We start from the raw sequence: 25,053 nt of genomic DNA, 5'->3' as shown, positions 1-25,053 counted from the left end.
GACACATGGCGGATCTCATCAGTGCTTCGTCGTTGACACGATTGCCCGAGTTGATCTCCGAACTCGGGGGTGATCCCCACGAGTTCTGTGACCGTGTGGGCATCGATCCGGCCATGATCGGCACCTACGACAGCTTCGTTCCGTTCAGTGCGTTGTCCACCTTGCTCGGACAATGCGCACAGGAGCTTGGGGTTCCGGATTTCGCCCTCAGGCTTGCAAGCAGACAAGACCCGGACATCCTCGGTCCGGTCGCCATCGCGGCCCGCAGTGCCGAGACGATCGGCGACGCGTTGCACGACGTGGCCCGTTATGCCCACGTGTACAGCCCGGCGTTGGCCGTCGATCTGACGATCGGCGACACCGACGTGTCCTATGGACTCGACACCGTGCTGCATCGACTGCCGTACCGTTCGCACGTCGTGGAACTGGCGATGGGAGTGACGCTCCAGACGTTCAGGATGATGGCGGGCCCGGATTTTCATCCGACGCACATCTCATTCCAGCATCCGCGCATCTCCGAACTACACAGGTACATCGAATATTTCGGGTGCTCGGTCGAGTTCGGCTCAGACCGGAATCTGTTGACCTTTCCGCGCGGAGTCATGCATCGTCAGCTGCCCCGGGTGGATCCGTTGGCGTACGGCGTTGCTGTGCGTTTCATGGCGGGTCGAGATCCGAATGTGGCGTTTTACGACGCGGTGTCCGCGTTGATCGTGCGGTCCCTGCCCGCAGGCGTGGCCACACTGAAGCAAGTCGCGACATTGATGATGCTGCACCCGCGAACACTGCAGAGACGGCTGGCCTCTGAAGGCAGAACTTTCGAATCACTCGTCGATGATTCGCGGCGCGAACTCGCTCTCAGCCTTCTCGCCAACCCGAACGTCCCGGTCTCCGCAGTGTCACGGCAACTTGGCTATTCCGAACCGAGCACCCTGACCCGGAGCTGTAAGCGGTGGTTCTCCACAACGCCACTCGCGAAGCGGAGGGAATTGACCGGGCGCAGCAGTTGATTGCGTAGTTTGCACAGCGACATAGTAATGGAAATCATTTCCATTACTATGTCTGCCTGACCACCAATGCTGGAATACCCGCCTGTAGCGACTCAATCGACTCCACCGAATGAAGCCACGTCGGTCGCGCAATCGGAGACTGACGAATGACGTCCACGGCGCGCGCAGCGATCATGGCTGTCGCAGCCGATTGACTCCGGCCGGACGCCCACAGCGTCGGGCCGGTTTCGGTGCGGGCCATGACAATCCAGCGATCCGAACCCCACATCTTCTTGGGAACTACTTTCTGCAAGGGCGGTGCCCACGTCATCGCGGCCAAACCGAGCGTCGCCGCCGAGGTATCCAGACGCAAGTAGGTTCTCACCGGCACGCCGAGATCACGCGTCAAAGCATGTTGATCGGAGAAGTCCGCGCGCACCGCTGGACCCTTGCGGTAGCCAGGCGCCTCGGCCGGGACGTCGAATACCTTCATTCCCGTGTAGTTGCGGACGAGTTCACCGCTCGGATCACGAAATCTGGTGCCCAACATTCCGTACGTCCACGCCGTGGCCGCGGGGCCGTGAAGTTCGCCGCCGCCAAGACCTACCATGATGTCCACCGGTCCGCTGCCGAGTCGATGTGCCTCCGCCGCAAGAACACTGGTCAATCCCGGCGCTAATCCGACACCCAGCAGCACGGGACCGTCGACGTTTTCCAATGCATCGCAGTACTCCGACGTCGCGGTGATGTCCACAAAGGTAGCTCCACCGCGAACTGCTTGCTGCGCCAACCGGACGTCTTCGAATCCCGACGCGTTGACCACCACGTCGTAGCCCGATACGGCCCGAGAGTAGACGTTCTGATCGGTCAGATCGACAGCCACATCGGCGCGAGAAGCGTTGCGCCCGGCAGAAAACGCTGACACGGCGGAGTTCGTACGGAACTCCTCCATCAACGGGACACCCACTGCGCCATAGCCGCCCAGAACCAGGACCTTCATTTACTTGTTCCCTCCGAGTAGCTGGAGCTTCACTCTAGAGCTAAACTCCAGCGCATGGTGGGGGTAGAAACAGTGGCACAGGCGACCGCACGATCGAAGATCATCGCGGCGGCGCGGCATGTCTTCGTCAATCCGGGATACGCGGCAGCGACTATCAAACAACTGGCCGACGCGGCCGACGTTTCGGTCCAAAGCGTCTACTTCGTGTTCGGCAACAAGCCGAGCGTATTGTCGGCGCTGCTGGAAGTCGAGGTCGCCGGCGACGAGGCTCGGATAAGCACTCTGGATCGGCCGTGGGTGGCGGCGGCACTCGGTGCGCCACATCCCCTCGGACAACTACGCATTCAGGTTCATCACGGGCGACTCATCCTCGAACGAACCGCAGACATCCTGCTGGCCTTGCGCGCCGCCGCATCCGCTGACGAGGACGCGGCACTGCTGTGGCAAACCAATCTCGCTCAGCGGAGAACCGTACAACAGCACCTCATGATCGGGCTCGTGGAGAAAGACCCGTCCGTCGATCTCGAGACCGCGATCAACGTCGCGCTCACTTTGACGAGTGCCGAAACCTATACCGATCTCGTGGTCGAGTCGGGGTGGACCGGCGAGCAATACGAAGAATGGGTGGTCGGCACACTTGCCTCCACCCTCGGCCTGGACCAAGCGAAGAAGTCCAGGCCGCGCCGCGTGTGATCAGGCGTTTGGTTTGTCCAAGGTATGACGCGGGTTGTTCCACAATCGCTCTGTCAGGTCGTGGAAAACTGCCAGAGTGATTGTGTCGTCGTCACGCCGAAGCAACGATTGACTGACCGTCGCGCGAACCAAAGTGCTGTCGGCGTGGACAAACTCCTTGATCGAACCCGGCTCGGAACTCAACTCGCGGTGAGCCTGCTCCGCACTGACGTCGTCGGCATCCTTGTCGTACATGATGTCCTGCAGACGCAAGGCGGCGACGGCTTTCTTCGGGTAGCCGAGCATGTCGGCAAAGGACGGATTGGCAAAAACAATGCTGCCGTCGCGGTGGACAGCCACCACCGGGACCGGCAATCTGTCCAGCAGGATCAACGGCGGCATCTGCTCGAGATCTGCGATCGGTGATTGCGTCGGCGGCGCAACATTGCGGCGGCGTTCCATAACACGTCCTCTCATGTTGCCCAGTCGCAACAGTCTAGCGTCCCAGCTATCTGTCGGTTGACTTCCGGTTGGGGAATTTCGACGGTCACTGGAGACCACGCCCCCGCAGTCAGGCCGCGAATACCTCCCGATCGACTGTCAGGGATCCATCAACCACACGATAAACATTATCCATCCGATGCAGGTGTCCGCGGTCGTGTGTCACGAGAAGAGTTGCAGCATTGTGTTCTCGCACGACTCCGATGATCAAATCCATGACCGCCGCGCCACGTTCCTGATCGAGCGCGCTCGTGGGCTCATCCACCACCAACAGTTGCGGATCGTTCATCAAGGCGCGCGCGAGATTCACCCGCTGACGCTGACCACCGGACAGTTGCCCTGGACGCTTCCCGCTGTGATCTGCCAATCCAACCGCATCGAGCAAATCCATCGCTTTCGCTTTCGCAGCTTTGCGACGCGCCCGCGACGTGAACACGGACTGCCCCAGATGCGCCATCACCTCGAGCTGTTCGAGGGCCGTCAACGACGACACCAGATTGGATTGCTGGAACACGATGCCGATGGACGTGCGTCGAAGTTCGGACGCGTCGCGGCGGCCGAGTGTCGCAAGATCCGTGGCTTCGCCGCCGGTGCGCAGGTAGACGTGGCCCGAGTCCGGGCGAATAAGCGTCGACGCCACCGCGAGCAGGCTGGACTTTCCCGAACCCGACGGGCCGGTGATCGCGGCAATCTCCCCGCGATCGAGCCGCAGGGACACGTCGTCGAGAGCGGTGACGCGGGATTGTCCGTCGGGAAATGTCAGGTTGACGTTTTGGATGTCGAGAACGGTGCTTCCGGCTGCAGAGGTCATCGCGAACTCCCTAGTGCTGTGAGCGGATCAGTGGTGAAGAGGAATCGAAGAGCAAACGCGGCGCCGAGCAGGCCGAGCCCGATGAGCGCCACTGCGGGCACCAGAGTTGTGGACGCGTCCAATACGAAAGGCATCGAATCGCCGATCACCGAACCGGCGATCGCAGTCAAGCCGATTCCGAGCGAAACGCCGACAACAAGCACGATGAACGCCTGGCCAAGCGCGTCGCGGACCAAGGAACCCGACGTCGCGCCGAGCGCTTTCAACGTTGCGATATCCGGCATGCGCTGGATCGTCCACACCGTGAAGAATGCGCCGATCACGAGAGCCGAGATCGCGAGCAACATCACCGTCATCAAGGTCAACGACCCGTTCTCGGACTTGTACGACCCGATGGCATCGAGCGAGCCGGTCACCGTCGTCGACGTTGTTGATGCCGCATCGTCGATTGCCGAAGGATCCGACGCGCCGGATACAGCCAGAATTGTTGCTACCCCGCCGCGCGGATTCAGGTCCTGCCAATCCGCGAGTGTCGTCCAGACGACGGGAGTGTGGCTGTACCAGTCATCGCCGCGAACTGCGCTGACGGTGAACTCCCCGGAGCCGATGCTGACTCGGTCACCGTCGGCTGCGCCCAAGTCCCGGGCGGCGCCCTCGCTGAGGACCACCGTTCCCGGAGCGTCGGGCGTCCGGTTGCCGAAACCGCCGTCAGCGCCGAACAGCGCCACCGACTTCTGGTTCGAGCCCACCACACCGGCCTTACCGCGGCCGATGCCGACGGGATCCACAGTCTGTGCGCCTGCCGTCCAGGCTGCGAGTTGATCAGCGGTGAGTGCCGATTCGTCGAACGACGCACCCGCCCCGGTATCGGCGAACACGACGGTATCCGCCGTCATCGACTCGATGGCAGAAACATTCTGATGGCGTAGCCCGGCGGTCAAACCGCTGAGAAAGCTGACCAGCAGTGCAACCAACAGAACCACCGCCGAGATCAGCGCGAAACGACCTCGCGCTGCCCGTAAGTCCTTCATTGCGACAAACACTGTGAATTCCTTTCCTGTGCTTGCCTCTACACTCCCGCTGATCCACACTCTTTCCATCGCACCTCGGACGGACATCGCGGCCAACCGAAGTAGGACCCGCGATTACAACTTTTGATGGATGGCGCGGCGCCGAACCTGGTTAAGCTGGGCGAGATGCACCGATCACCGCTCACACCTGTCTTTGCCGGCCTCCAACTCGGCCTGCACATACTGGTTGTTGCGCTGGCCGGCGTTGTTCTTCTGAGGGCGATCGTCGACGAAACCGCGGCGACGCCGTACATCATCGCCTTGACGGTGATCTTCACCGCGATCTACCTGTTCGGGGTGGTCAAGCGCCTGCGCGGGAATGCCGCGCGCTGGTGGCTGGCCCTGCTGACCCTCGTGTGGATAGTTCTGATGGCGCTGTCCGCCGAGGCTGCCTACCTCGTTTTCGGTCTGTTCTTCCTCTACGTTCATCTGCTACGACGCCCGTGGAGCCTGGTTGCGGTCGTGAGCGCGACGTCGGTCGCGGTGATCGGAACAGGTCTGCACCGGGGATGGTCCATCGCGGGGGCAATCGGTCCGATGATCGGCGCCGCTGTCGCGGTTGCCATCGGACTCGGCTATCAAGCGCTGTACCGGGAGGCCGCCGAGCGCGGTCGCCTGATCGACGAGTTGATGAACACGCGTGAGGAATTGGCGTCGACGTCACGAGATGCCGGCAAACTTGCAGAACGCGAGCGACTGGCCGCCGAAATTCACGACACTGTTGCACAAGGTCTTTCGAGCATCCAGATGCTGCTGCATGCCGCAGAACGCGCCGATCCGAACAGTCCCGCCGTGCGTCAGATCAGCCTCGCCCGCGAAGCTGCAGCAGACAGCCTTGCCGAAACCCGGCAACTGATAGCGGAATTGACACCCGCAGCGCTGGATGGTCAGTCACTGTCCGACGCACTTGGCCGAATCTGCGAGCGCGCGTCCAGCGCTCACATCGAGGCCCGTGCCGTAGTCGAAGGCGAGCCGATCGCGCTACCGATGCCGCTCGAGGCAACCCTCGTCCGGATCGCTCAGGGCGCGGTGGCGAACGTTCTGCGCCACGCCCACGCCACTCGAATGGCCGTGACACTCACGTATTCCACGGACACCGTCAGCCTCGACATCGTCGACAACGGTGTCGGTTTCGACATCTCGGTCCTGGATCGCGGGCCCGCCGAATCTTTTGGACTCAACGCAATTCGGCGACGTGTCCAACTGCAAGGCGGCACTTTCGACATCGAGTCGGAGCCAGGGCACACTGCAGTCACCGTGACCTTCCCCCTCGAGATCGGCGACGAATGATCCGTTTACTGCTGGCCGACGATCACGCCATCGTACGAGCCGGTTTGCGCGCTCTCCTCGAGAGTGAACCCGACATCGAAGTGATCGGTGAAGCGGGAACCGCCGAAGAGGCCATCGCATTCTGCGCCACCACACCAGTCGACTTGGTACTCATGGATTTACGGTTCGGCCCTGGAAAATCAGGCGTCGACGCCACCCGAAGTGTCTGCGCACTGCCTGACCCACCTCACGTACTTGTGGTGACGAATTACGACACCGATGCGGATATCCTCAGCGCCGTCGAAGCCGGAGCCAGCGGATACCTACTCAAGGACACTCCGCCGCCAGAACTCCTCGCGGCGGTCCGCTCTGCCGCTGCGGGCGACAGCGTTCTTTCTCCCGCAATCGCATCCAAGTTGATGACCCGGGTCAGAAAACCCGAAACCAGCCTCAGTCCACGAGAAATCGAGGTTCTGAAGCTGGTAGCGGCCGGAAAGTCGAACCGCGAAATCGGCAAGGAACTGTTTCTCAGCGAGACTACGGTCAAATCTCACCTGGTCCACATTTTTGGCAAGCTGGGCGTGAAGTCACGAACCTCCGCGGTCGCCCGGGCTCGGGAGTTGGGCTCGATCTAACCTGTCCGAAATGCCTCTTGATTCGAATAGGTGTTCGAGTATAATTGAGGTCACGGGTGGGGAGGCCTTGATGACGACGGTTTTCGATTCAACTGTGGTGGGGGATGTTGTAGCCGGTCCGGCGGCGGGTGTGCGTGGCAGGTTGTGGCGGTTGCGTCCGTCCGAGGTTCGGGATGTCGCTGTCTGTGTGTCTGCGGAAATCCTTCGGTTGGAAGCGATTCGGGTTGCCGCAGTAGATGAGTTGGCGCTCAATCCTGATGAGCAGGTGCTGTGCTACCGCGGTGTTGGTCGCTGGTTGGCGGCGAACACGATGCTGCAGAACGCGGCCGGTAACAAGATTGCCGCACTCGGTGCCGCACTGCGGGTATTCCCGGATATAACTGCTCAATTCGAGGCCGGCGATCTCTCGCTCGATCATGCGGCAATAATCGTCGCGTTCTGCGAATCACCACCAAAAGGTATGCCTGAGAACGCGTTACCGTCCTGCATGGCAACCCTTCTCGCTGCCGCGTCGGGTGTCGAGGCGACCACCATAAAACTCCGCTACGCGATTGCAGTTTTGCAGCGGATCTTCGAATCCGATGAGATCCCACCCGGTGAGGATGACGACCTCAATGTCTTGCGGATTTCGCCGACGTTGAACGGTCGGGTCGCGATCAAGGGCGATTTCGATGCACTCACTGGTGAAATGTTGTTGTCGGCTCTCTCGGGTCTGTCGATGCCGAAACCGGCCGCCGACGGGGCCCCGGATCAGCGGTCGGCTGCCAAACGCACCGCAGATGCCTTCACGGAGTTGATCCGCCGCTACCTCGACAATGCCATGACCGGTGTTGATGGTGGTCAGCGTCCGCACGTGAATGTGCACATCACCGCGAAAGATCTTGCCGAGCATCGGGAATGCGCCACCATGCGTAGCGATGTCGCGGCGGATTTCGATGAGCCTGATCTCGAGGATCTGGACGTCGGGTACATGCCGTGGATGGGACCGCTCAGTGTGAGCCTGACCCGGATGCTCGCCTGTGACTGCATGCTCTCCACAGTGTTGATGGACGGCAACGCCGCACCGCTGGATGCGACCCCACACAAACGCCTCGTCACACCCGAGCAACGGACTGCGTTGATTGCCCGGGACAAAGGCTGCGCCTTCCCGAATTGCGATGCCGTCCCGGCTTGGTGCGATGCCCACCACATAAAACCGTGGTCGGTCGGCGGTCTGACGGTGATGGACAACCTCACCCTCCTCTGCCGTAGCCACCACCGATTGATCCACAGCACCAGCGGGTTCCGCGGCATCTGGGAAATCAAAATGGGCACCGATCACAAACCTTGGTTCATCCCACCGTCCGCGATCGACCCGAAACAGCGACGCCGACGCTCCACCACCCGCCAGGGCCCCGTCCACCGAGACTGAACCCGATAATCGCGGGATTGTGTCCTCCTTGCGACAGCATCTGTCCCCACATCGACAGGCCGAAACCCTATGGTCGAAGCATGTCTTTCTGCGAGCCCGCCCGCGTCGTATCCGTCGTGTCCCTGACACCGCACATGCGGCGGATCAGCATCGAGGCAGAAGGCGACTGGCATTGGCCGACCGGCGGGCAGGGTGACGAGCGAATCGACCTCGCCTTCCCGAAACCCGGTGAAACAGAGGCGAATTACGAGTTCTTCAACAATCCCGACTACGGCAAAGCCGAACTGGGGACCGAGCCGCCGTGGCGGCACTACACAGTGCGCAAGGTGCACGACGGTGGTCGACGTCTCGACATCGACTTCGTCGTGCACCCTGGCGGTATTGCTGCTGATTGGGCTTTGCGGGCCGAACCCGGACACCTGCTCGGCGTCTTCTGGTCCGATAGTTCGCGCTCCCATTACCAAGCTCCCGACGGCCCTCGTTGGCAACTGCTTGTCGCGGACGCAACGGGTCTCCCGGGGCTGGGCAGGATTGTCGAAGAACTCCGCGAAGGCGATGTCGCACACGCGATCATCGAGGTGGAAACGGAAGAGGATCGACAGGAATTAGTCACTCGCGGCGAAGTCACGTACACGTGGCTCACGGGCAGTGGTCTCGGAAAGGCGCCGAGCGCACTTTTCGATGCTGTCGAGAAGGTGGAGTTCCCTGACTCCGCTACTGAGAATACCTACGCCTGGGTGGCGTGCGAAAGCGCAACAAGCCGACGAATTCGTAAGCATCTGAGGGAAGTTCGTGGAATCGCCCGCGACAAGCACAATGTTGTCGGGTACTGGCGAGAGGGCGCCGACGGTCATGTCTCCGGCATGAACAGCGAGGACGTTACCGTCGGCGCCTGAGCGCGGTGATCACTCTGCCGAAGTCTCGGCAGATTCTTCAGCGGACTCACCGGTAGATTCTTCAGCGGGCGCTTCAGCCGGCTTCTGGGCCAGCAGTTCGAACAGCGCGCGCCGCGCTTCGGCAAGAATCGCCTGCGCCTGAGCTACCTGCTCGGGTGTTCCGCCAGTGGCTACCGCAACTACGGCGCCTCGGAGAAGACCCGTCTCAGTGCGAAGTGCGGCACTTGCCTCGGTGAACTCCGGGCGACCGCCACGGCCACCAAATTCTCCGCGTCCTCCACGACCTTCGGGGCCGCCATGACCTCGACGATCAGGGCCGCCACGGCCGCGTCGACCTTCAGGATTTCCGCCGCGTCGGCCTTCGGGACGACCTTCAGGCCAGCCTTCGGGGCGACCGCCGAATCCGCGACCTTCACCGAATCCGCGGCGTTGACCGCGATCCCGGCGCTGGTGTCCACGTCCGCAGTCTTCGCGGCGTTCTTGCATTTCTGGGTTGTTGTGTGGGGCGTACATGTTGTCCTCCTGGACTGTTTGTGTTTGTTTGACGTATCGACGATATATCGACAATAGATCGAACGCAAGGGTTTGAAGAAAAATTCCTGCCCCGCCCGGGAACGTAGGCTGACATCGTGAATCCCGACCCCGCAGCCCAGGCCGCCGACGTACTCCGACGGATGGCCCTCGACGAAACACTCAAAGAGCGCACGATGGCCGATCCGGCATCCGCAGCAATTGCGCGCAGAGTCGCCGATCGCTACATCGGTGGCGAAACGATGGACGAAGCCTTCGGGCGCCTGCCGGCGATCTTTGCCCGTGGGCATAAGGGCAGCATCGAATACACCGGGGAGAGTGTTCGTGACGCTGATGTCGCGAACGCCGAAACCGACGTGTTTGTCGAACTGGCGGAGCGCATCGGCAAGACGGGCGTCGACAGCACGGTGTCATTCGACCTATCGCACATCGGTCTCGTCGTCGATCCGGAGTTGTGTTACCGCAACGTCGTTCGGCTCGCCGAAGCAACCGAGCGTGCCGGAGCCGAACTGATGATCTCGGCCGAAGGCTCCGACCGTACCGATCTTGTACTCGACATTCACGGCCGGTTAGCGGAACGGTTCACTCACGTCGGTGTCACCGTTCAGGCGAGACTGCACCGAACAGCGCAGGACATCGCAACACTCCTCGATCGGCCCGGGCGCATCAGACTGGTGAAAGGCGCGTTCCTGGAACCGGATTCAATCGCATATCCGCGCGGAAGTGCCGAGTTGCGGGACGCATACCTGACCTACGCGTCGAAGATCGTCAAGGCCGGACATCTCGTGGCGATCGCAACACACGACCGCGACATCCTCGAAACACTTCGAGCAGAACATGGTTCGGCATTGGCTGCGGAACACGTCGAGTTCGAGATGCTGCTCGGCTTGGGAACCGAGCAACTGGACGCTTTGCATGCCGACGGTTTCACCACTCGCGAATACGTGATCTTCGGGACCGAGTGGTGGCTCTACGTCCTCAATCGCATTGCCGAGGAACCGGCGCGCGTCTACACAGCAATTGCCGACGCCGCAGTCTGATCAAAACATGCAGTGGGGCCGCACTGGCCCCACTGCATGTTCTCCCTACTGCTCGAGATGCATCTTGATACGCGCGAGGGTGGTGTCGATCCCGGCCGCAATGATCTGATCTCGGCCGCGGCCTAGAACGCCACTACCGGACAGAATCCGTACATACCGGGGCGCAGTCGCGAATATTTCACGAGTCTCGGTGAGCAGAGTGCCCGTTCCCGACGGCTCCACGAGGAAGCTCCATCGCGCCTTCGACTCAGCTACTTCGAAGGCGAACTTCTGCCCACCAACAACTTCGGTAATGGTGCAGCGGGTACTCCACCGCACCAGACCATGCTTGTTGGTTCCCTTGAATGTTGCGCCCACCGTACCCGGCTTTCCGGAAGTCCAGGCACCACCGGTATTTTCGGGACTGAAACGACCCATCCCTTCGAGGTCGCTGACCAAGGTCCAGACGGAGTCGGGCGTGGCTTCGATGTACGCGCTCGAGCGATCCACCTGGACGCCTACCGACCCGGAACCCAGGACATGATCTTGATGGCATGGGGCATGATCTTGGCCCACAGCTTGGCCGGAACTCCGCGTGGCCCACCAAGATTCATGACCCGAGTGGTCGCAACCGTCTGCGGCTCGGTGTATTTGATCAGACCTTCGGCACCGTGTCGGCGTCCGACGCCCGAAACTCCCATGCCGCCCATCGGCGCAGCGGTGCTGCCCCAGGTAGGTGCGTAACCCTCGTCGACGTTGACGGTTCCGGCGCGGACTCGTGCGGCAATAGCTTCACCGACGGCCTTGCTTCCCGCCCACACACTGGCATTGAGACCGTACTCGGTGTCGTTTGCAGCGGCGATTGCCTCTTCGGCGTCCTTGACGGGGTAGATCGAAACGAGGGGGCCGAAAGTCTCGTCGCGGTAGCACTCCGCATCCTCGGGCACGCCGGTGAGGAGTGTGGGCTCGTAGAACAGCGGTCCGATATCCGGGCGCGCCTTTCCACCGGCAATGACGGTGGCGCCCTTCACCACAGCGTCGTCGACATGCGAGGAAATAGCCTTGACCTGGGCTTCGGAGACGAGGCTGCCCATCTCGATTCCGAATTCGTACCCGGCGCCGATGTTCATCTTCTTGACGCGGTCACCGAACATCCGGATGAACTCGGGTGCGATGGACTCTTCGACGTAGATGCGCTCGATGGAAATACACAACTGGCCGGAGTTGGAGAAACACGCGCGCACCGCTGCGTCGGTGACCTCACGTAGATCTGCGCCGGCCAGAACGATCATCGGATTCTTGCCACCGAGTTCTGCGGAGAATCCGATGAGACGGCGACCGGCCTGCTCGCCGAGTAACTGTCCGGTGGCAGTGGAACCAGTGAACATGAGGTAGTCGGTGTTCTCGACCAGCGTTGTTCCGACAACGCCGCCCGGCCCGGGAACAACAGCGAAGAGATCGCGGGGAAGCCCTGCTTTGTAGAGCAACTCGACGCAGGCAAGAGCGCAGTACGGAGTCTGGCTGTCGGGCTTGAGCACAACACCGTTACCGGCGAGAAGCGCGGCAATGGCGTCGGACACCGCCAGCGTCATCGGGTAGTTCCACGGCGAGATGACGCCGACAACACCCTTGGGCTGGTACCGCACAACCGTCTTGGTCAGGCCGGGAAGCATTCCGGATACTCGGCGCGGACGCAGCAGTTTCGGGGCGACGCGCGCGTAGTGCCGCGCCGTCATCGAAATGTCGAGAACTTCTTCTTGCGCGGCCGCGCGCGACTTGCCGGTCTCCGCCTGTGCCATGTCCATGAGTGCGTCGCGGTTCTCGAGGATGAGGTCGCGGTAGCGATGGAAAATCGCGGCACGCTCGAGGACGGGGCGCTTTGCCCACTCCTTCTGTGCGACGCGGGCGCGAGCGATAGCGGCAAGTGCGTCGTCGGCGGTGCCAACGGGGATGGTCGCCAGCTCCTTGCCGGTGAACACCTCGGTGATGGACTTCGTCGGGCGATCGGCAGCGTTGTCGATGGCGATCAGTTCGGCGAGCCGCGAGAAGGTCGCAGCGGACGGAGCTGGCATTTCGGTACCCCTACTGGTGAGTAGTTCTTGGAGTTACGTATAACTTACCCCGTCGGTGGTGCCGATCACAGTACGGTGTTTTGCAATCATCAGCGACATCACAGCGGCGATCGCGCACAGAGCGCCTGCCACGTAGAAGGCCGCGTCGTACGAGCCGATCTGATCACGCACCAGGCCCGCCAGGAAGGCCACCAGTCCCGCTCCGATCTGGTGCGACGCCAGCACCCAACCGAACACGATGGGAGCGTCGGCGCCGAAGTGCTGACGGCACAGCGCGACGGTCGGCGGAACCGTCGCCACCCAGTCGAGTCCGTAGAAGATGACGAAGGCGATCATCGGCGGGTTCACCGTGTTCGCGAGGAGCAACGGCAGGAAGAGCAGCGAGATTCCGCGAAACAGGTAGTAGATGCCGAGCAGTTTCCGCGAGTCCACCCGGTCGGTGAACCACCCGGAGGCGATGGTTCCGATCATGTCGAGGATTCCGATCAACGCCAGCAGAGACGCGGCCGTGGTGATCGGCATGCCGTGATCGTGCGACGCCGGGACGAAGTGCGTGCCGATCAGGCCGTTGGTGCTCGCGCCGCAGATCGCGAAAGTGCCCGCAAGAAGCCAGAACACCTTGGTCTTCGAGGCCATGATCAGCACGGAGATTGCACGGCCCCCGGCGCCGCCACGCTGATGAACCGGCGCAGCGGGCGCGACGTAATCGGCGGGTGCACCGTACGGCGTCGTCCCGACGTCCGACGGGTAGTTGCGCAGGAACAACAGCACAAACGGCACGACGGCCAACGCGGCGAACGAGACCGTGAAGGCGACGCTCTTCCAGTCGTAGGTTTCGGCGATCTTTGCCAGGACGGGCAGGAACACCAATTGGCCGGCCGCACCACCGGCTGTCAGGATGCCGGTGACGAGCCCACGCTTCTCGACAAACCAGCGGTCGACGACGGTGGCGACAAAGGCCAGTGCCATCGATCCGGTCCCCAAGCCGACAAAGACGCCCCACAGCAGGATCAACTGCCAACTCGACGTCATGAGGATCGTCAAACCACTGCCGAGCGAGATCAACGCCAGCGCGGAGGTGACAACAGCGCGGATACCGAAGCGCTCCATCAGGGCCGCCGCGAACGGCGAGGTGAGTCCGTACAGGACCAGGTTCACCGATACGGCAGCCGAGATACTGGCGCGTGACCAGCCGAAATCCTCATGTAGGGGGTCGATCAGAATGGACGGTGCCGCTCGGAAACTGGCAGCACCGACCAGCGCCAGGAAGGCCACGATCGCCACCGACCAGGCACGGTGAAAGCGCGGCGGGCGCACCCGCTGTCGGCCCGATTCAGGGAGAGCGATCTCAGAAGTCACAAGAGGATTCTGCTGTACATCGCCAACCCGCGACAGTGGCCAGATCGCCAATATATGAAAGAATCAGGCCATGAGCGGACCGCATCGCGTTGTTGTCCTTGCCCTCGACGGTGTCATTCCCTTCGAGCTCGGCATCCCGGCGCGCATCTTCGGACGCGCGGTCGACGCCGAGGACAAGCCTCTGTACGAGATCCTCACCTGCACTGTCGATGGCCGGCCCGTGCGAACGGATGCCGATTTCAGCATTACGGTCGACCACGGCAGTGAACTACTCGCCACAGCGGACACCGTCGTCATTCCGGCGTCGTACGAACTTGGTCCCGCCTACGAGGACGGTTACCTCTCCCCCGAGTTGGCGGCGGCATTCGAACACATCCGCCCCGGGACACGGCTCGTGTCGATCTGCACCGGCTCGTACGTTCTGGCTGCGGCCGGCCTGCTCGACGGCTTGAGGGCCACTACTCACTGGCGCAACACGGATCACTTCCAGCGCATCTACCCCAAGGTGAAGGTGGACCCCGACGTCCTGTTCGTCGACGAGGGCCACATTCTGACCTCCGCCGGAGTGGCCTCAGGAGTGGACCTGTGCCTACACATCGTGCGGCGCGATCACGGCATGGAAGTGGCGAACACCGTCGCCCGGCGATGCGTCGTACCGCCGTGGCGCGACGGTGGGCAAGCCCAGTACATTCGACGCCCGCTGGCCGACAAACCTTCCGAATCGACTGCCGCCGCTCGGCATTGGGCTCTCGAGCATCTCCGGGAACCGATCACTCTGACGGACCTGGCGAATCGCGCCAACATGAGCGTCCGCACCTTCAGTCGCAGATTCCGCGACGAGGTCGGGACAACGCCGAACCGCTGGCTCACCGCTCGGCGTATCGATCACGCCCGCGAACTACTCGAAGAAACCGATCTCTCGATCGACACGATTGCGGCCCGCACCGGATTCGGGACCGCCACATCGATGCGTCAGCACCTCAGTGACACGCTCGGCGTCTCGCCGAGCGCCTATCGCCGCACTTTCCAGGCACCGGGGTAAATCTGCCATTCCCGGCAACTACCCTGGAGGTATGGCTGAATCGACCCGCCCGAATTTCCTCCAGTACTGCGGATACCTTCTGGGCAAGACCCTCCCTGACAAGTACCAGGATTGGGTTCGGAACGATCTGGTCGGACCGGGCGCCCAGGTTCGCTACATCGTTCGTTTCACGGTGCCGGCGACGCTCATCCTCCTGCTGTTTCTCCTGATTCCGGGACCCATTTGGATCCCTCTCGCCATGATGGCGCTACTGCTCATCCCGCTGGCCTATTTTGTCGTGGCGCTTGGCAACATCTACCGCCGTCACCGCCTTCAGAGTCACGGCCTCGATCCCGAACTCATGAACGAGAAAGCCCAGCGCCGCGCCGATCGCACTCGTGAGGACTACGAAAAGCGGCACGGCCGCTGACAGCCTCACGAGTGCGATCGGCCGAGCGAGGTCAACAAGCCCCGGGGTTCACCTCTCCGCCCGCGAGCATTCTTGTCGTGAAGTCCATCGCGTCGTTGTAGGACGCCGCGATTGCTCCGCGGTGATCGGCACCCTCGTAGGTCTTGAACTCGATGTCCGAGCCCTTGGCGCAGTAGTCCTTGACTGCACCGGACGTACTTGCCACCGAGACAAGAACATCCGTGGTTCCCTGCGCGAACAAGGTGGGCACCTTCGGGGTTACGGTCGACAGTTCCTGCTCGTTCAGGTTTGCTGTCAACGCCGTCAGATCTGCACCCTCACGGAAGATCTGATCAACGGGGACAGTCGGTACCGCACGCACTGCCGCCAGGCACCCCGTCCGGGCAGCCTCGAGGAGCGGCTGAGCCTGGTCCGACAACAAGTCTTCAGGAACTACAGACGGATCAACTGCCTGTACGCCCAGCAGGATGACCGGAACAAACGGCACACCCCCTGCCATAGCCTGATTTCCCGTAGCAACCATTGCCGGAATCTGGGCCGTGCCGTTTCCGGGAGCTATCGATACCGCACCCTTCAGATTCAGTTCCGGTGCGCGGTCCTTGCCGATCTGCGACGTGAAAGCGGCTGCCTGCCCACCCTGGCTGTGACCCATCGCAAACCAGTCCTTGCCAACCTGATCGTCCACCTGCCGAGCGGCTCGAACGATATCGGTCACGGTATTGGCTGCGCTGGTCCCGTTCATGTACGAGTGACCGCCGGGAGTACCAAGACCCTCGTAGTCGGTTTGGACCACAACGTACCCACTGCTGACCCACTGGTCGAGCATCTGGTCGACCACCGACAGGTAGTCGTGAACCGGACCGGCGGGAGTATCCGCCGACGGCGCACAGGCGTCGGCAACTCCGGTTGTGCCGTGCGCCCAACTGATCACCGGCCAACCACCTGCCGGGGCAGGCGTCTTGGGGATAGCAACAACGCCAGAGACGAGAATCGGTTCACCTGAGGCACTTTGGGACATATAGGTGATACGTTCGTTCTTCGCCGCGCTGGGCAGCGCGGCAGATTCGGTGAGATTGTGCGCGGTGATCAGAGTTCCCGGCGACAGTTGTGGTGCCTGCGGATCTCCGAAGGACAATGACCCTTCGGCCGACGCCGGGGCAGCAAAAGCTGCTACCGATGCAGCCGCACACAGTGCCAGAGCTCCACTGGACACTCGGATCAGACGCTTCTTGCGGTCGATCTTCACGAAAACTCCTCCAGATGAGTGAAAGTCAGTGCAGTGAAAGTCAGTGCAGTGAAAGTCAGTGCAGTGAAAGTCAGTGCAGTGAAAGTCAGTGCAACGCAACCGTTGCGCCGATCAAACCTTGTGCCTCGTAGATCTTGGCTGCGACTTCGTCTCGCATAGCCACGAACTCGGGGGTCGAACGGACAGCGGTGTCGACGGGTTCGCGATTGTCACCCTTGAACCACACCTTGCGGTCGTAGATGACGCGACCCGGCCTGGCGCCCATCACAATCACTCGGGTTCCGAGGAAGATCGCCTCTTCCACACTGTGAGTGACGAAGAAGACCGTCTTACGACGCTCGCGCCACAAGTCGAGCAGTTCGAGCTGCAACTTCTCGCGGGTCATGGCGTCGAGTGCACCAAAAGGCTCGTCCATCAGTATAATTCGCGGGTCTGTGATAAGTACACGCGCAATCTGGCAGCGTTGCTGCTGGCCACCGGACAGCTCGTAGGGCTTACGGTCACCATACAACTCCAAGCCGACCATTTCCAGCATCCGATCGGCCTCGGCGGCACGCTCGGCGCGAGGAACTCCCCGCATCTTCAGCCCGAACTCGACGTTCTTCCGCACCGACAACCACGGGTACAGATTTGCTTGCTGGAACACCACACCACGATCCGGGTCCGGCCCCTTGATGTGCGTGTTCCCGACCATGATGGTTCCCTCGGTCGGCGCTTGGAAACCGGCAAGCATTTGGAGGAGCGTCGTCTTGCCACAACCGGACGGTCCGACTACGCAGACAAATTCTTCCGGTTCGAACGTCAAGCTGGTTGGGGCCAGCGCGAGTACCGATTCACCTGAGGTGACGTACTCCTTCCGAACTTCGGTGAGTACGACGCGAGTGCTGAGGTCTGTAGCCGTGCTTGTCATGACTGGCCCACTTTCGTCACGGCGTCCGTGTAGATTCCCTCGGCGTAGGTGCTGCTGGGGCTTACTGCGTCGATGTTTCCCTGCTGCAGCAGGAATTCCGCAGTGCCGAAAAGACTTTGAGTGAATTCGCCGCCGAGGAAGGCGGGGCCGGCTTGCTCCGCCGCCGAGAGGTACGTGTAGCCCGCCAACTGCGGCTTGATGACGTCGGGGGCAATACCGAGTTGAGCAGACATCGATACTGAGGCACCAGCGGGATCGGCGTTGATCCGGCCGGCTGCGTAGTCCTGCAGCTTGGTCCACATGAGCATGAATTCCGGATTGGCGGAGACGAATTCAGTGGTAGCACCCGAGAGATCGAACGTGGGCGCGCCCTGTGTCGCAACATCAGCGCTACTCATGACGATGTGACCGTCGGCCGTCAGCTTCGACAGCGTCGGATCCCACACCCAGACCGCGTCGATCTGTCCACCCTGCCACGCTCCGAGCATTGCGTCCGGTTTCAGACTCATGAGGGTGACATCGGCAGTCATGTTTGCCGCTCCGAGGGCTGCAAGCAGACTGTAGTGCGACGTACTGCCGAACGGTGTCGCGATTTTCTTGCCCTTCAACCCTTCCAATGTGGTTATCGATGGGTCTTTGACAACGAGGGACTCGGCTTCGCCGATCACGTCCTGGATCCAGACGACCTGCATGGGGATATTCAGCGGTGCCGACAACGCCATTGTTGCCGGACTCGACCCCAAGGTTCCCAGATCCAGGCTTCCGGAACCGAAGGCCTGCACTACATCCTGCCCCGAACTGAACTTGCTCCACGTGATATCCGCATTGGGCATGCACGCCTCGAGCAGTCCCTGATCCTTGACGATCAGGTCACCGTTCGGAATGTCCTGATACCCGATCCGTGCCGATGTAGTCACCGATTCATCCACTGTGACAGGACAACTCACTGAGCTGTCCATCGAGCGGCTCATCTCACCTCGACCCGTTTCCACACACGCGGTCAAAGTTGTTCCCAGAGCTGCAGCGGAAACCACCGCGATTGCAATTCGCCTCGACTGACCGGTCATGCCTTACCCTTCCATGGTGCTACGAGTGTTCCGATTGCCTTGATCGCGGAGTCGAGAACAAGTGCGGCGCAACCTATGACGATGATGCATGCGATTGTGAGTGGTGTATTGAGCTGCGTGCCGGCAAGATAGGCCAACCCGCCGATACCGGGTATGCCGTTGTTGAGTTCCGCGGCCACCACGGTGGTCCACGCAAAGCCGACCGCGATTCGAATACCGTTGATCACTTCCGGCAGCGTCGACGGAAAGACCACATTGGTCAGTACCTGAGTTCGGCTCGCACCCAGAGCTCGCGCGGCGTTGATCTGATCGACCTTCACCGAGGTGACGCCGTTGAGTGTGGCTATCGCGATCGGCGGGAAGGCAGCGAGGAACAGCAACCAGATCTTGGAGGTGTCACCGATACCGAACCAGACGATCAGCAGGCCGATATAGCCGAGTGGCGGCAACGCACGCAGAAAGTTCAGGTACGGCTCCACGAAGGTTCTGATCGGGACGGACATTCCCATCGCAAAACCGATCAGCGGACCCACGATCACGGCCGCGCCGACGCCTGCCGCTATGCGCTGACCGCTGGCGATCAAATGTTCCCAGAGAAAGTAGTTCTGTTCGCCGAGCACTTCGCGGTCGACACCGGGCGCCACCTGATGCCAGGTGTTGGCCCGAATGAACGCATCCCACACCGAACCTGGTGAAGGAAGGAATAATTCGTCGATCACACCGGCTGCGGTAACACCCCACCACGCCACGAGGAACGCAACCAGAGCCGCAATCCGGACTCCGATGGAGCGCACCCGTTCCGGTGTGAAGATCGGTGTGCGCTTCTTCGCGGACACTGCGGGCGGAGGAGTAGGTACACGCGTAGCTTCTGTTGAACTCGGTGAAGCAGTTGAACTCGGTGAAGCAGTGGTGGTCATGCCGTCCTCCTGTGCACTCGCTGAGCTGAGGTCTGGTCGCGAGCCAGTACAAGCATCGAGTCGACGTTGACTCGGCTCGGGCGGGTCACAACCCAGGCAACGCATTCCGCGATGTCGTCCGCGGTCAACGGATCGGCGCCGGCGTACACCGCATCGGCACGCTCCTTGTCGCCACCGAAGCGCACCATGCTGAACTCCGTCTCCACCATGCCGGGATCGATCTGGCAGACACGGATGGGTTCGCCGAGCAGTTCGAGGCGAAGAACCCGAGTGAGTGCTGTCACAGCATGTTTCGCGGCGTTGTACCCAGCGCCGCCGAGGTAGGGCTCGCGTCCGGCAATCGACCCGATGGTGACGACAGTAGCGTTTCCGCTCTCACGAAGGCGCGGGAGAAGCCGCTGTGTGACGCGCAGTACACCGAGTACGTTGACGTCGAACATCGCGGTCCAGTCGGCTTCGTCGGTGTCGGCGATACTGTCGGCTCCCAATGCGCCGCCGGCATTGTTGACCAGCACGTCACACCGCCCGATCGACGCGCAGAAGGCGTCGACCGATTCGACGTCCGTCACATCGAGAGACAGAGCGCGAGCACCTGTTTCACGTGCCAACTCCTCGAGTCGATCCATTCTGCGTGCACCCATCACCACGTCGAAACCCTCTTTGACGAGGTGGCGCACCGTAGCGGCACCGATGCCGCTGCTGGCCCCGGTGACCACGGCAACTGGAGCTTTCATGACGGACATAGTTGTGAACTCCTCGATGAATGATGTTTCGGCCCTGAGAGATCCGCAGACACGAGATCCCGACGGCGGTGAATGAACTGCTCACCAGTGTGCTCGTGATCTGGCCCCCACTCCAGTGCCACCTGCGTGGTGAATTTCTCGGGCCAGTCGTAACGTAGCCGTCTCGTGTTAACGCGAAGGTTCCATCGTGTAACTGGCCCCAGGAGATGCCCTCGAATCTGGATCTGGCGCAGGACCACAACCATTCCCCATCCTTGAGTGGACTGAAGAAGTTCCAACCCTCGATCAGGAGGTTTCTGCCATGGCAGCTCCCGCAATCAGCACGTCACAACGCACGTACGAGTTGGATCGCGCACACGTCTTTCACTCATGGTCGGCACAGAAATCCTTGCAGCCCATGGTGGTCGAGCGCACAGACGGCTGCTACCTGTGGGACGGCGACGGCAAGGAATACCTCGATTTCTCGTCGCAACTCGTGTACACGAACGTCGGTCACCAGCATCCCAAGGTTGTCGCGGCGGTACAGGAGCAGGCTGCGAAGCTCTGCACCATCGCGCCGGCGCACGCAAACGAGGCTCGGTCCGAGGCAGCGCGTCTGATCGCCGAGATTTCACCCGAAGGAATGGACCGGGTGTTCTTCACCAGCGGCGGCGCAGACTCCAACGAGCACGCAATTCGCATGGCGCGCTTGCATACCGGTCGCTACAAGATCCTTTCGGCGTACCGCTCGTACCACGGCGCTACTGCCGAGACGATCAACCTGTCGGGCGATCACCGCCGGTGGCCGAACGATTACGGAAACTCGGGCGCCGTTCATTTCCACGGACCTTTCCTGTACCGATCCGAATTCCGTTCCGAGACAGAGGAACAGGAATGTGAGCGAGCTCTCGAACATCTCGAAACTCTGATCCGCTTCGAAGGTCCGGCCGCGTTTGCCGCGATCATCGTCGAATCCGTTCCCGGCACCTCCGGCATCATGCCGCCGCCGCCCGGATATCTGAAGGGTGTTCGTGACATCTGCGACCGATACGGCATCGTCATGATCTGCGACGAGGTCATGTCCGGCTTCGGCCGCACGGGCGCCTGGCTGGCAATCGACCATTACGACGTTGTCCCCGATCTCATCACGTTTGCCAAGGGTGTGAACTCCGGTTACGTGCCCCTGGGCGGAGTCATCGTCGGCGAGAAGATCTACAACTCGTTTGCCGAGCGTCCGTACCCCGGCGGCATGACGTACTCCGGCCACCCGCTCGCCTGCGCCGCAGCAGTGGCCACCATCACCACGATGCATGAGGAGCGCATAGTCGAGAATGCCGAGTTCATCGGTCGCACGTCACTCGGACCGGGCCTACGCGCTCTCGCGGACAAGCACCCGAGCATCGGGGACGTCCGCGGTCTCGGAGTCTTCTGGGCACTCGATCTCGTGACGAACCGCGAGACGCGCGAGCCCCTGTCACCGTATGGCGGCACCAACGCCGCGATCGGCCAGACGATGGCCGCCGCCCGCGACGCCGGACTGCTCGTCTTCAACAACTACCACCGCATCCACGTCGTCCCGCCGTGCACCGTGACGCCGACGCAGGTCGACGCGGCGCTCGCCATGCTCGACACTGCCCTCGACGTGGCCGATTCCTATTACGACGGTCCCCGGTGACAGCCTCGGCCGTTCACGCCAGTGCGCTCGACGACGCGCGCACGCAACTCGCGGAGGCAGTGGCGGCCCTGGGCTACCCGGACGGCCTGCACCGCATCCTCGGGTCCGCCAGACGTGAGACGACCGTCAGCGTTCCGCTGGTCCGCGACAACGGCGACGTTGAAGTGTTCACCGGATACCGCGTGCAGCACAGCATCGCGCGCGGACCGGCGAAGGGTGGGATCCGGTACAGCGCCGGAGTGAATCTTGACGAAGTGCGGGCTCTCGCCATGTGGATGACGTGGAAATGCGCGCTCCTCGATATTCCGTACGGCGGGGCAAAAGGTGGGGTGGACGTCGATCCCCTGACTCTCTCCCCGGCCGAACTCGAACGACTGACCCGGACGTACACCCAGGGAATCTCACCCGTCATCGGGCCGGACAACGATATTCCCGCTCCGGACGTCGGCACCGACGAGCAGACGATGGCCTGGATGATGGACGCCTACTCCGCAACTCGGGGCCGTGGTGTCCCGGGCGTGGTGACGGGCAAACCGCTTGATCTCGGCGGTTCGCTCGGCCGCCGGACGTCAACCTCACGCGGTGTTGCGCACATCGCGTTGTTGGCTCTGAAAAAGGCAGGCATAGAACCGAACTCGGCCACCTCCGTCGTCCAGGGATACGGCAAGGTGGGAGCCGACGCTGCCGACTACCTCGGCGACGCGGGAGTCCGGATCATCTCTGTCAGCGACAGATTCGGCGCGGTGCACAACGCCGACGGATTGAACCTGCCCCTTCTGCGAGCCCACGTCACCGAGCACGGTTCCGTCGCAGGCTTCCCCGGAGGTGAGCAGATCGACCCCGCTGCCGTTCTCGAACTGGATGTCGACCTCCTGGTTCCCGCTGCGGTTGAAGGAGTTATCCACGGCGGCAACGCACATCGCATCCAGGCACGTATTGTCGTGGAGGGTGCAAACGGGCCAACCACCGCCGAGGCCGACGCCGCACTCGAGCGAGCGGGAGTGTTGGTGGTCCCGGACATCCTGGCCAACGCCGGCGGAGTGGTCGTGTCCTACTTCGAATGGGTTCAGGCACAACAGGGTTACTGGTGGACTCTCCCCGAAGTAGAACGGGGACTCGATGATCGGATGACTGCAGCCTGGGCTGCGGTACTGGATCAGGCTGGTGCTACCGGCACCACGCTCCGACACGCCGCGATGACCCTGGCAGTCGGTCGCGTCGCTCGTGCCCACCGCGCGCGGGGCCTCACTCACTGATCCGGCGAGACTCATCCAGTAGTCGGTGAGCAATTCCTCCAAGCAGTGCGATGCCCGGTTCGATCGAATTCTGGTCTATCGAACCGAAACCCAGTCGCAGGCAGTTTCGGGAGCCTGTCCCCGGAAAGAAGTAGCGGGAGCCGTCGGCCACCAGGATCCCCTGCAGGGCTGCACGTTCCGTGAGTTCGGCAGCGTCAAGATCCTCCGGGCCGGTGTACCAGACACTGACACCGCCCGGAGGAAACGACGGCGTCTCAACTCGTGGCATGTACTTGTTGATCGACTCGGTAATGATTTCCCAGTTCTGCTTGAGCCGACGACGATGCGAGCGCAACACCTTGTGGTAATCACCGGACATGATGAACAACGCCAGCGACCGCTGAATATGTCCCGGAAGATGTTTGGTTCGATGGTGCCGTTCTGCTCGAAGTGCCGCAATGACAGGCGGATCCGCCACGATGTACCCGATGCGCAGGCCGGCCGAGAGAAACTTCGAGAAGGAACCGAGGTAGATCACCCGGCGGTTGTCCCCCAAGGATTTGAGGGACGGAGTCGGCCTCCCACGAAAGCGGAATTCGCTGTCATAGTCGTCTTCGATCACAAAACCGTTTCTCTCCTCCAACAATTCCAGGAGCAGCTTGCGGCGAGGCAGGCTCAATGTGACGTTGGTGGGGTGGTGATGACTCGGCGTGAGATACATGGCGTCGAAGACAGTCGATCGGTCGAACACCGCCCCACGCCCGTCAACGGGAATGGGAGACAGTTCCACACCGGAGCGCTTGAAAATGTGCATAGCGTCGAGGTATCCGGGGTTCTCGAAGCCCATGATCTTGTCGGGTCGCAACAGTACGTCGGCAATCAGCGACAGCCCCTGCTGAGTTCCACTGGTCACCAAGATCTCGTCAGCCGCTGCTTCGATGCCTCGCGACGGGAGAATTTCCTTGCGCAGCGCCTCCACCAGCAGTGGATCGTCCTGATCGACGGCGTCACGCACGCTGTATCGCAGATGCGGGCCCGTCATCGCCTCACTCGCCGCGCGCAACCAACCGCGGACCGGGAAGGAGCGCAGTTCGGGCTGAGAACTGATGAACGGGTACGGATAGTCGAAGGCGTCGGGATGGCCCAGAGTTCGGGTGAACTCGACGCTCTCGCGGGGCTGGAGCAATGTAGACCAGTCAACTGGCGGAGCGGGCGGCGACGACTCTGCAGAAGGTGTTCGAGTGAGCGGGGCTGCCGCGTAAAGACCACTGCGAGGACGACTCTCGATTACTCCGAGCGCGATCAGCTCGTCATAGGCCGCTGCCACCGTATTTCGGGAAACGCCAAGTTCCTGCGCCAGGTAGCGCGTCGACGGCATGGGTCGACCACCGTCGAACACTCCACGTGCAAGCAGGTCTTCGAGCATGGCCCGCACGCGCCGGTACATCGGCGTGTTGGTGGCCGAGTCGAGATACGCCGACCTGCCCTCGAGGAACTCTCCGAGATTTTCGTGTGATCGCAACCTGCTCCTCCTGATTCTGGCCCCATTAATGCTCCCACGATCTGGATCTTCCGTCAGTACCAGATCGCCCAGA

General features: G+C 61.8%; 25 protein-coding genes. 11 read left to right on the top strand and 14 right to left on the bottom strand.

Translation table 11 applies throughout. From position 1 onward, the window contains the following. Positions 1–5: 5 nt before the first annotated feature. A complete protein-coding gene (locus KYT97_RS20090; protein ID WP_033235388.1) occupies positions 6–1,010 on the top strand; it encodes an AraC family transcriptional regulator in 1,005 nt (334 codons plus the stop codon). Between the two features lie 46 nt (positions 1,011–1,056). Here the strand turns inward: KYT97_RS20090 and KYT97_RS20085 are convergent, their stop codons facing one another. Continuing rightward, positions 1,057–1,989 carry a saccharopine dehydrogenase family protein gene (locus KYT97_RS20085; protein WP_219110522.1) on the bottom strand — a complete coding sequence of 311 codons (933 nt, stop codon included), beginning with the start codon at positions 1,987–1,989 and terminating at the stop codon, positions 1,057–1,059. A gap of 54 nt (positions 1,990–2,043) precedes the next feature. Here KYT97_RS20085 and KYT97_RS20080 point away from each other — a divergent pair, with 54 nt between their 5' ends. Continuing rightward, entirely contained in the window at positions 2,044–2,682 is a 639-nt protein-coding gene (locus KYT97_RS20080) for a TetR/AcrR family transcriptional regulator (protein ID WP_033235382.1), read from the top strand. Here the strand turns inward: KYT97_RS20080 and KYT97_RS20075 are convergent, their stop codons facing one another. From KYT97_RS20075 to KYT97_RS20065, 3 genes are all read right to left on the bottom strand, one after another. After that, positions 2,683–3,123 carry a PAS domain S-box protein gene (locus KYT97_RS20075; protein ID WP_033235381.1) on the bottom strand — a complete coding sequence of 147 codons (441 nt, stop codon included), beginning with the start codon at positions 3,121–3,123 and terminating at the stop codon, positions 2,683–2,685. 109 nt (positions 3,124–3,232) lie between these two features. Further along, positions 3,233–3,973 carry an ABC transporter ATP-binding protein gene (locus KYT97_RS20070; RefSeq protein WP_033235380.1) on the bottom strand — a complete coding sequence of 247 codons (741 nt, stop codon included), beginning with the start codon at positions 3,971–3,973 and terminating at the stop codon, positions 3,233–3,235. Continuing rightward, the gene (locus KYT97_RS20065; RefSeq protein ID WP_033235440.1) at positions 3,970–5,016 is read right to left on the bottom strand and encodes an ABC transporter permease; all 1,047 of its coding nucleotides are present in this window, start codon (positions 5,014–5,016) and stop codon (positions 3,970–3,972) included. The genes KYT97_RS20070 and KYT97_RS20065 overlap by 4 nt, the downstream gene beginning before the upstream one ends. 114 nt (positions 5,017–5,130) lie before the next feature. Here KYT97_RS20065 and KYT97_RS20060 point away from each other — a divergent pair, with 114 nt between their 5' ends. The 4 genes from KYT97_RS20060 to KYT97_RS20045 all read left to right on the top strand — a co-directional run bounded on the left by KYT97_RS20060 (position 5,131) and on the right by KYT97_RS20045 (position 9,254). Next, on the top strand, positions 5,131–6,333 hold the full coding sequence (locus tag KYT97_RS20060) for a sensor histidine kinase (RefSeq protein ID WP_219110521.1): 1,203 nt from the start codon (positions 5,131–5,133) through the stop codon (positions 6,331–6,333). Then, on the top strand, positions 6,330–6,947 hold the full coding sequence (locus KYT97_RS20055; RefSeq protein ID WP_033235378.1) for a LuxR C-terminal-related transcriptional regulator: 618 nt from the start codon (positions 6,330–6,332) through the stop codon (positions 6,945–6,947). The genes KYT97_RS20060 and KYT97_RS20055 overlap by 4 nt, the downstream gene beginning before the upstream one ends. Positions 6,948–7,017: 70 nt before the next feature. After that, complete coding sequence (locus KYT97_RS20050; protein WP_219110520.1) at positions 7,018–8,358, top strand: HNH endonuclease signature motif containing protein; 1,341 nt, start codon at positions 7,018–7,020, stop codon at positions 8,356–8,358. Between the two features lie 80 nt (positions 8,359–8,438). Then, positions 8,439–9,254, top strand: a complete 816-nt coding sequence (locus KYT97_RS20045; protein WP_219110519.1) for a siderophore-interacting protein — start codon at positions 8,439–8,441, stop codon at positions 9,252–9,254. A gap of 9 nt (positions 9,255–9,263) precedes the next feature. On the opposite strand, the gene KYT97_RS30980 is transcribed toward KYT97_RS20045, so the two are convergent. Then, positions 9,264–9,767: a hypothetical protein gene (locus KYT97_RS30980; protein WP_245005878.1), complete on the bottom strand. Its 504-nt coding sequence runs from the start codon at positions 9,765–9,767 to the stop codon at positions 9,264–9,266. 116 nt (positions 9,768–9,883) lie between these two features. Here KYT97_RS30980 and KYT97_RS20035 point away from each other — a divergent pair, with 116 nt between their 5' ends. Continuing rightward, entirely contained in the window at positions 9,884–10,825 is a 942-nt protein-coding gene (locus KYT97_RS20035) for a proline dehydrogenase family protein (RefSeq protein WP_219110518.1), read from the top strand. Between the two features lie 45 nt (positions 10,826–10,870). Here the strand turns inward: KYT97_RS20035 and KYT97_RS20030 are convergent, their stop codons facing one another. The 3 genes from KYT97_RS20030 to KYT97_RS20020 are packed head-to-tail and all read right to left on the bottom strand — an operon-like array spanning position 10,871 to position 14,235. Next, positions 10,871–11,314, bottom strand: coding sequence for an SRPBCC family protein (locus tag KYT97_RS20030; RefSeq protein ID WP_033235374.1), 444 nt, complete (start codon positions 11,312–11,314; stop codon positions 10,871–10,873). Between the two features lie 8 nt (positions 11,315–11,322). Beyond that, entirely contained in the window at positions 11,323–12,876 is a 1,554-nt protein-coding gene (locus KYT97_RS20025; protein ID WP_033235373.1) for a succinic semialdehyde dehydrogenase, read from the bottom strand. Between the two features lie 33 nt (positions 12,877–12,909). Then, positions 12,910–14,235, bottom strand: coding sequence for an MFS transporter (locus KYT97_RS20020; protein WP_219110517.1), 1,326 nt, complete (start codon positions 14,233–14,235; stop codon positions 12,910–12,912). Between the two features lie 70 nt (positions 14,236–14,305). Between KYT97_RS20020 and KYT97_RS20015 the strand changes: the two genes are divergently transcribed. Together KYT97_RS20015 and KYT97_RS20010 are read left to right on the top strand one after the other, a co-directional pair. Then, positions 14,306–15,277 (top strand): GlxA family transcriptional regulator, encoded by a 972-nt coding sequence (locus KYT97_RS20015; protein WP_033235371.1) that lies wholly within the window; start codon positions 14,306–14,308, stop codon positions 15,275–15,277. A gap of 31 nt (positions 15,278–15,308) precedes the next feature. Further along, on the top strand, positions 15,309–15,686 hold the full coding sequence (locus tag KYT97_RS20010) for a DUF5313 family protein (protein WP_033235370.1): 378 nt from the start codon (positions 15,309–15,311) through the stop codon (positions 15,684–15,686). A gap of 31 nt (positions 15,687–15,717) precedes the next feature. Here KYT97_RS20010 and KYT97_RS20005 read toward each other — a convergent pair whose 3' ends face one another. The 5 genes from KYT97_RS20005 to KYT97_RS19985 all read right to left on the bottom strand — a co-directional run bounded on the left by KYT97_RS20005 (position 15,718) and on the right by KYT97_RS19985 (position 20,569). Beyond that, complete coding sequence (locus KYT97_RS20005; RefSeq protein WP_425332410.1) at positions 15,718–16,905, bottom strand: lipase family protein; 1,188 nt, start codon at positions 16,903–16,905, stop codon at positions 15,718–15,720. Positions 16,906–17,017: 112 nt separating this feature from the next. After that, a complete protein-coding gene (locus tag KYT97_RS20000; RefSeq protein WP_141485338.1) occupies positions 17,018–17,842 on the bottom strand; it encodes an ABC transporter ATP-binding protein in 825 nt (274 codons plus the stop codon). Further along, a complete protein-coding gene (locus KYT97_RS19995) occupies positions 17,839–18,759 on the bottom strand; it encodes a taurine ABC transporter substrate-binding protein (RefSeq protein WP_245005876.1) in 921 nt (306 codons plus the stop codon). Before KYT97_RS19995 ends, KYT97_RS20000 begins: the two co-directional genes overlap by 4 nt. Positions 18,760–18,905: 146 nt before the next feature. Next, entirely contained in the window at positions 18,906–19,826 is a 921-nt protein-coding gene (locus KYT97_RS19990) for an ABC transporter permease (protein WP_080711777.1), read from the bottom strand. Beyond that, positions 19,823–20,569, bottom strand: coding sequence for an SDR family NAD(P)-dependent oxidoreductase (locus KYT97_RS19985; RefSeq protein WP_116104257.1), 747 nt, complete (start codon positions 20,567–20,569; stop codon positions 19,823–19,825). The genes KYT97_RS19990 and KYT97_RS19985 overlap by 4 nt, the downstream gene beginning before the upstream one ends. Positions 20,570–20,870: 301 nt before the next feature. Here KYT97_RS19985 and KYT97_RS19980 point away from each other — a divergent pair, with 301 nt between their 5' ends. Together KYT97_RS19980 and KYT97_RS19975 are read left to right on the top strand one after the other, a co-directional pair. Then, positions 20,871–22,223, top strand: coding sequence for an aspartate aminotransferase family protein (locus KYT97_RS19980; protein WP_033235366.1), 1,353 nt, complete (start codon positions 20,871–20,873; stop codon positions 22,221–22,223). Further along, positions 22,220–23,479, top strand: a complete 1,260-nt coding sequence (locus KYT97_RS19975) for a Glu/Leu/Phe/Val family dehydrogenase (RefSeq protein WP_219110515.1) — start codon at positions 22,220–22,222, stop codon at positions 23,477–23,479. Before KYT97_RS19980 ends, KYT97_RS19975 begins: the two co-directional genes overlap by 4 nt. On the opposite strand, the gene pdxR is transcribed toward KYT97_RS19975, so the two are convergent. Next, positions 23,469–24,980 carry a MocR-like pyridoxine biosynthesis transcription factor PdxR gene (gene pdxR, locus KYT97_RS19970; RefSeq protein ID WP_141485335.1) on the bottom strand — a complete coding sequence of 504 codons (1,512 nt, stop codon included), beginning with the start codon at positions 24,978–24,980 and terminating at the stop codon, positions 23,469–23,471. The two genes, KYT97_RS19975 and pdxR, sit on opposite strands and share 11 nt — an antisense overlap. Between the last annotated feature and the right edge of the window lie 73 nt (positions 24,981–25,053).

Origin of the sequence: Rhodococcus globerulus (assembly GCF_019334125.1) — a bacterium.
Taxonomy (GTDB): Bacteria; Actinomycetota; Actinomycetes; order Mycobacteriales; family Mycobacteriaceae; genus Rhodococcus_F; species Rhodococcus_F globerula.
This window is presented reverse-complemented; position numbering and strand designations above follow the sequence as displayed.

Bases quoted from the DNA above. Each gene is read 5' to 3' on its own strand.
- KYT97_RS20090 (WP_033235388.1), top strand. From the start codon at position 6: ATGGCGGATCTCATCAGTGCTTCGTCGTTGACACGATTGCCCGAGTTG.
- KYT97_RS20085 (WP_219110522.1), bottom strand. From the start codon at position 1,989: ATGAAGGTCCTGGTTCTGGGCGGCTATGGCGCAGTGGGTGTCCCGTTG.
- KYT97_RS20080 (WP_033235382.1), top strand. From the start codon at position 2,044: ATGGTGGGGGTAGAAACAGTGGCACAGGCGACCGCACGATCGAAGATC.
- KYT97_RS20075 (WP_033235381.1), bottom strand. From the start codon at position 3,123: ATGGAACGCCGCCGCAATGTTGCGCCGCCGACGCAATCACCGATCGCA.
- KYT97_RS20070 (WP_033235380.1), bottom strand. From the start codon at position 3,973: ATGACCTCTGCAGCCGGAAGCACCGTTCTCGACATCCAAAACGTCAAC.
- KYT97_RS20060 (WP_219110521.1), top strand. From the start codon at position 5,131: ATGGATGGCGCGGCGCCGAACCTGGTTAAGCTGGGCGAGATGCACCGA.
- KYT97_RS20055 (WP_033235378.1), top strand. From the start codon at position 6,330: ATGATCCGTTTACTGCTGGCCGACGATCACGCCATCGTACGAGCCGGT.
- KYT97_RS20050 (WP_219110520.1), top strand. From the start codon at position 7,018: ATGACGACGGTTTTCGATTCAACTGTGGTGGGGGATGTTGTAGCCGGT.
- KYT97_RS20045 (WP_219110519.1), top strand. From the start codon at position 8,439: ATGTCTTTCTGCGAGCCCGCCCGCGTCGTATCCGTCGTGTCCCTGACA.
- KYT97_RS30980 (WP_245005878.1), bottom strand. From the start codon at position 9,767: ATGTACGCCCCACACAACAACCCAGAAATGCAAGAACGCCGCGAAGAC.
- KYT97_RS20025 (WP_033235373.1), bottom strand. From the start codon at position 12,876: ATGCCAGCTCCGTCCGCTGCGACCTTCTCGCGGCTCGCCGAACTGATC.
- KYT97_RS20015 (WP_033235371.1), top strand. From the start codon at position 14,306: ATGAGCGGACCGCATCGCGTTGTTGTCCTTGCCCTCGACGGTGTCATT.
- KYT97_RS20010 (WP_033235370.1), top strand. From the start codon at position 15,309: ATGGCTGAATCGACCCGCCCGAATTTCCTCCAGTACTGCGGATACCTT.
- KYT97_RS20000 (WP_141485338.1), bottom strand. From the start codon at position 17,842: ATGACAAGCACGGCTACAGACCTCAGCACTCGCGTCGTACTCACCGAA.
- KYT97_RS19990 (WP_080711777.1), bottom strand. From the start codon at position 19,826: ATGACCACCACTGCTTCACCGAGTTCAACTGCTTCACCGAGTTCAACA.
- KYT97_RS19985 (WP_116104257.1), bottom strand. From the start codon at position 20,569: ATGTCCGTCATGAAAGCTCCAGTTGCCGTGGTCACCGGGGCCAGCAGC.
- KYT97_RS19980 (WP_033235366.1), top strand. From the start codon at position 20,871: ATGGCAGCTCCCGCAATCAGCACGTCACAACGCACGTACGAGTTGGAT.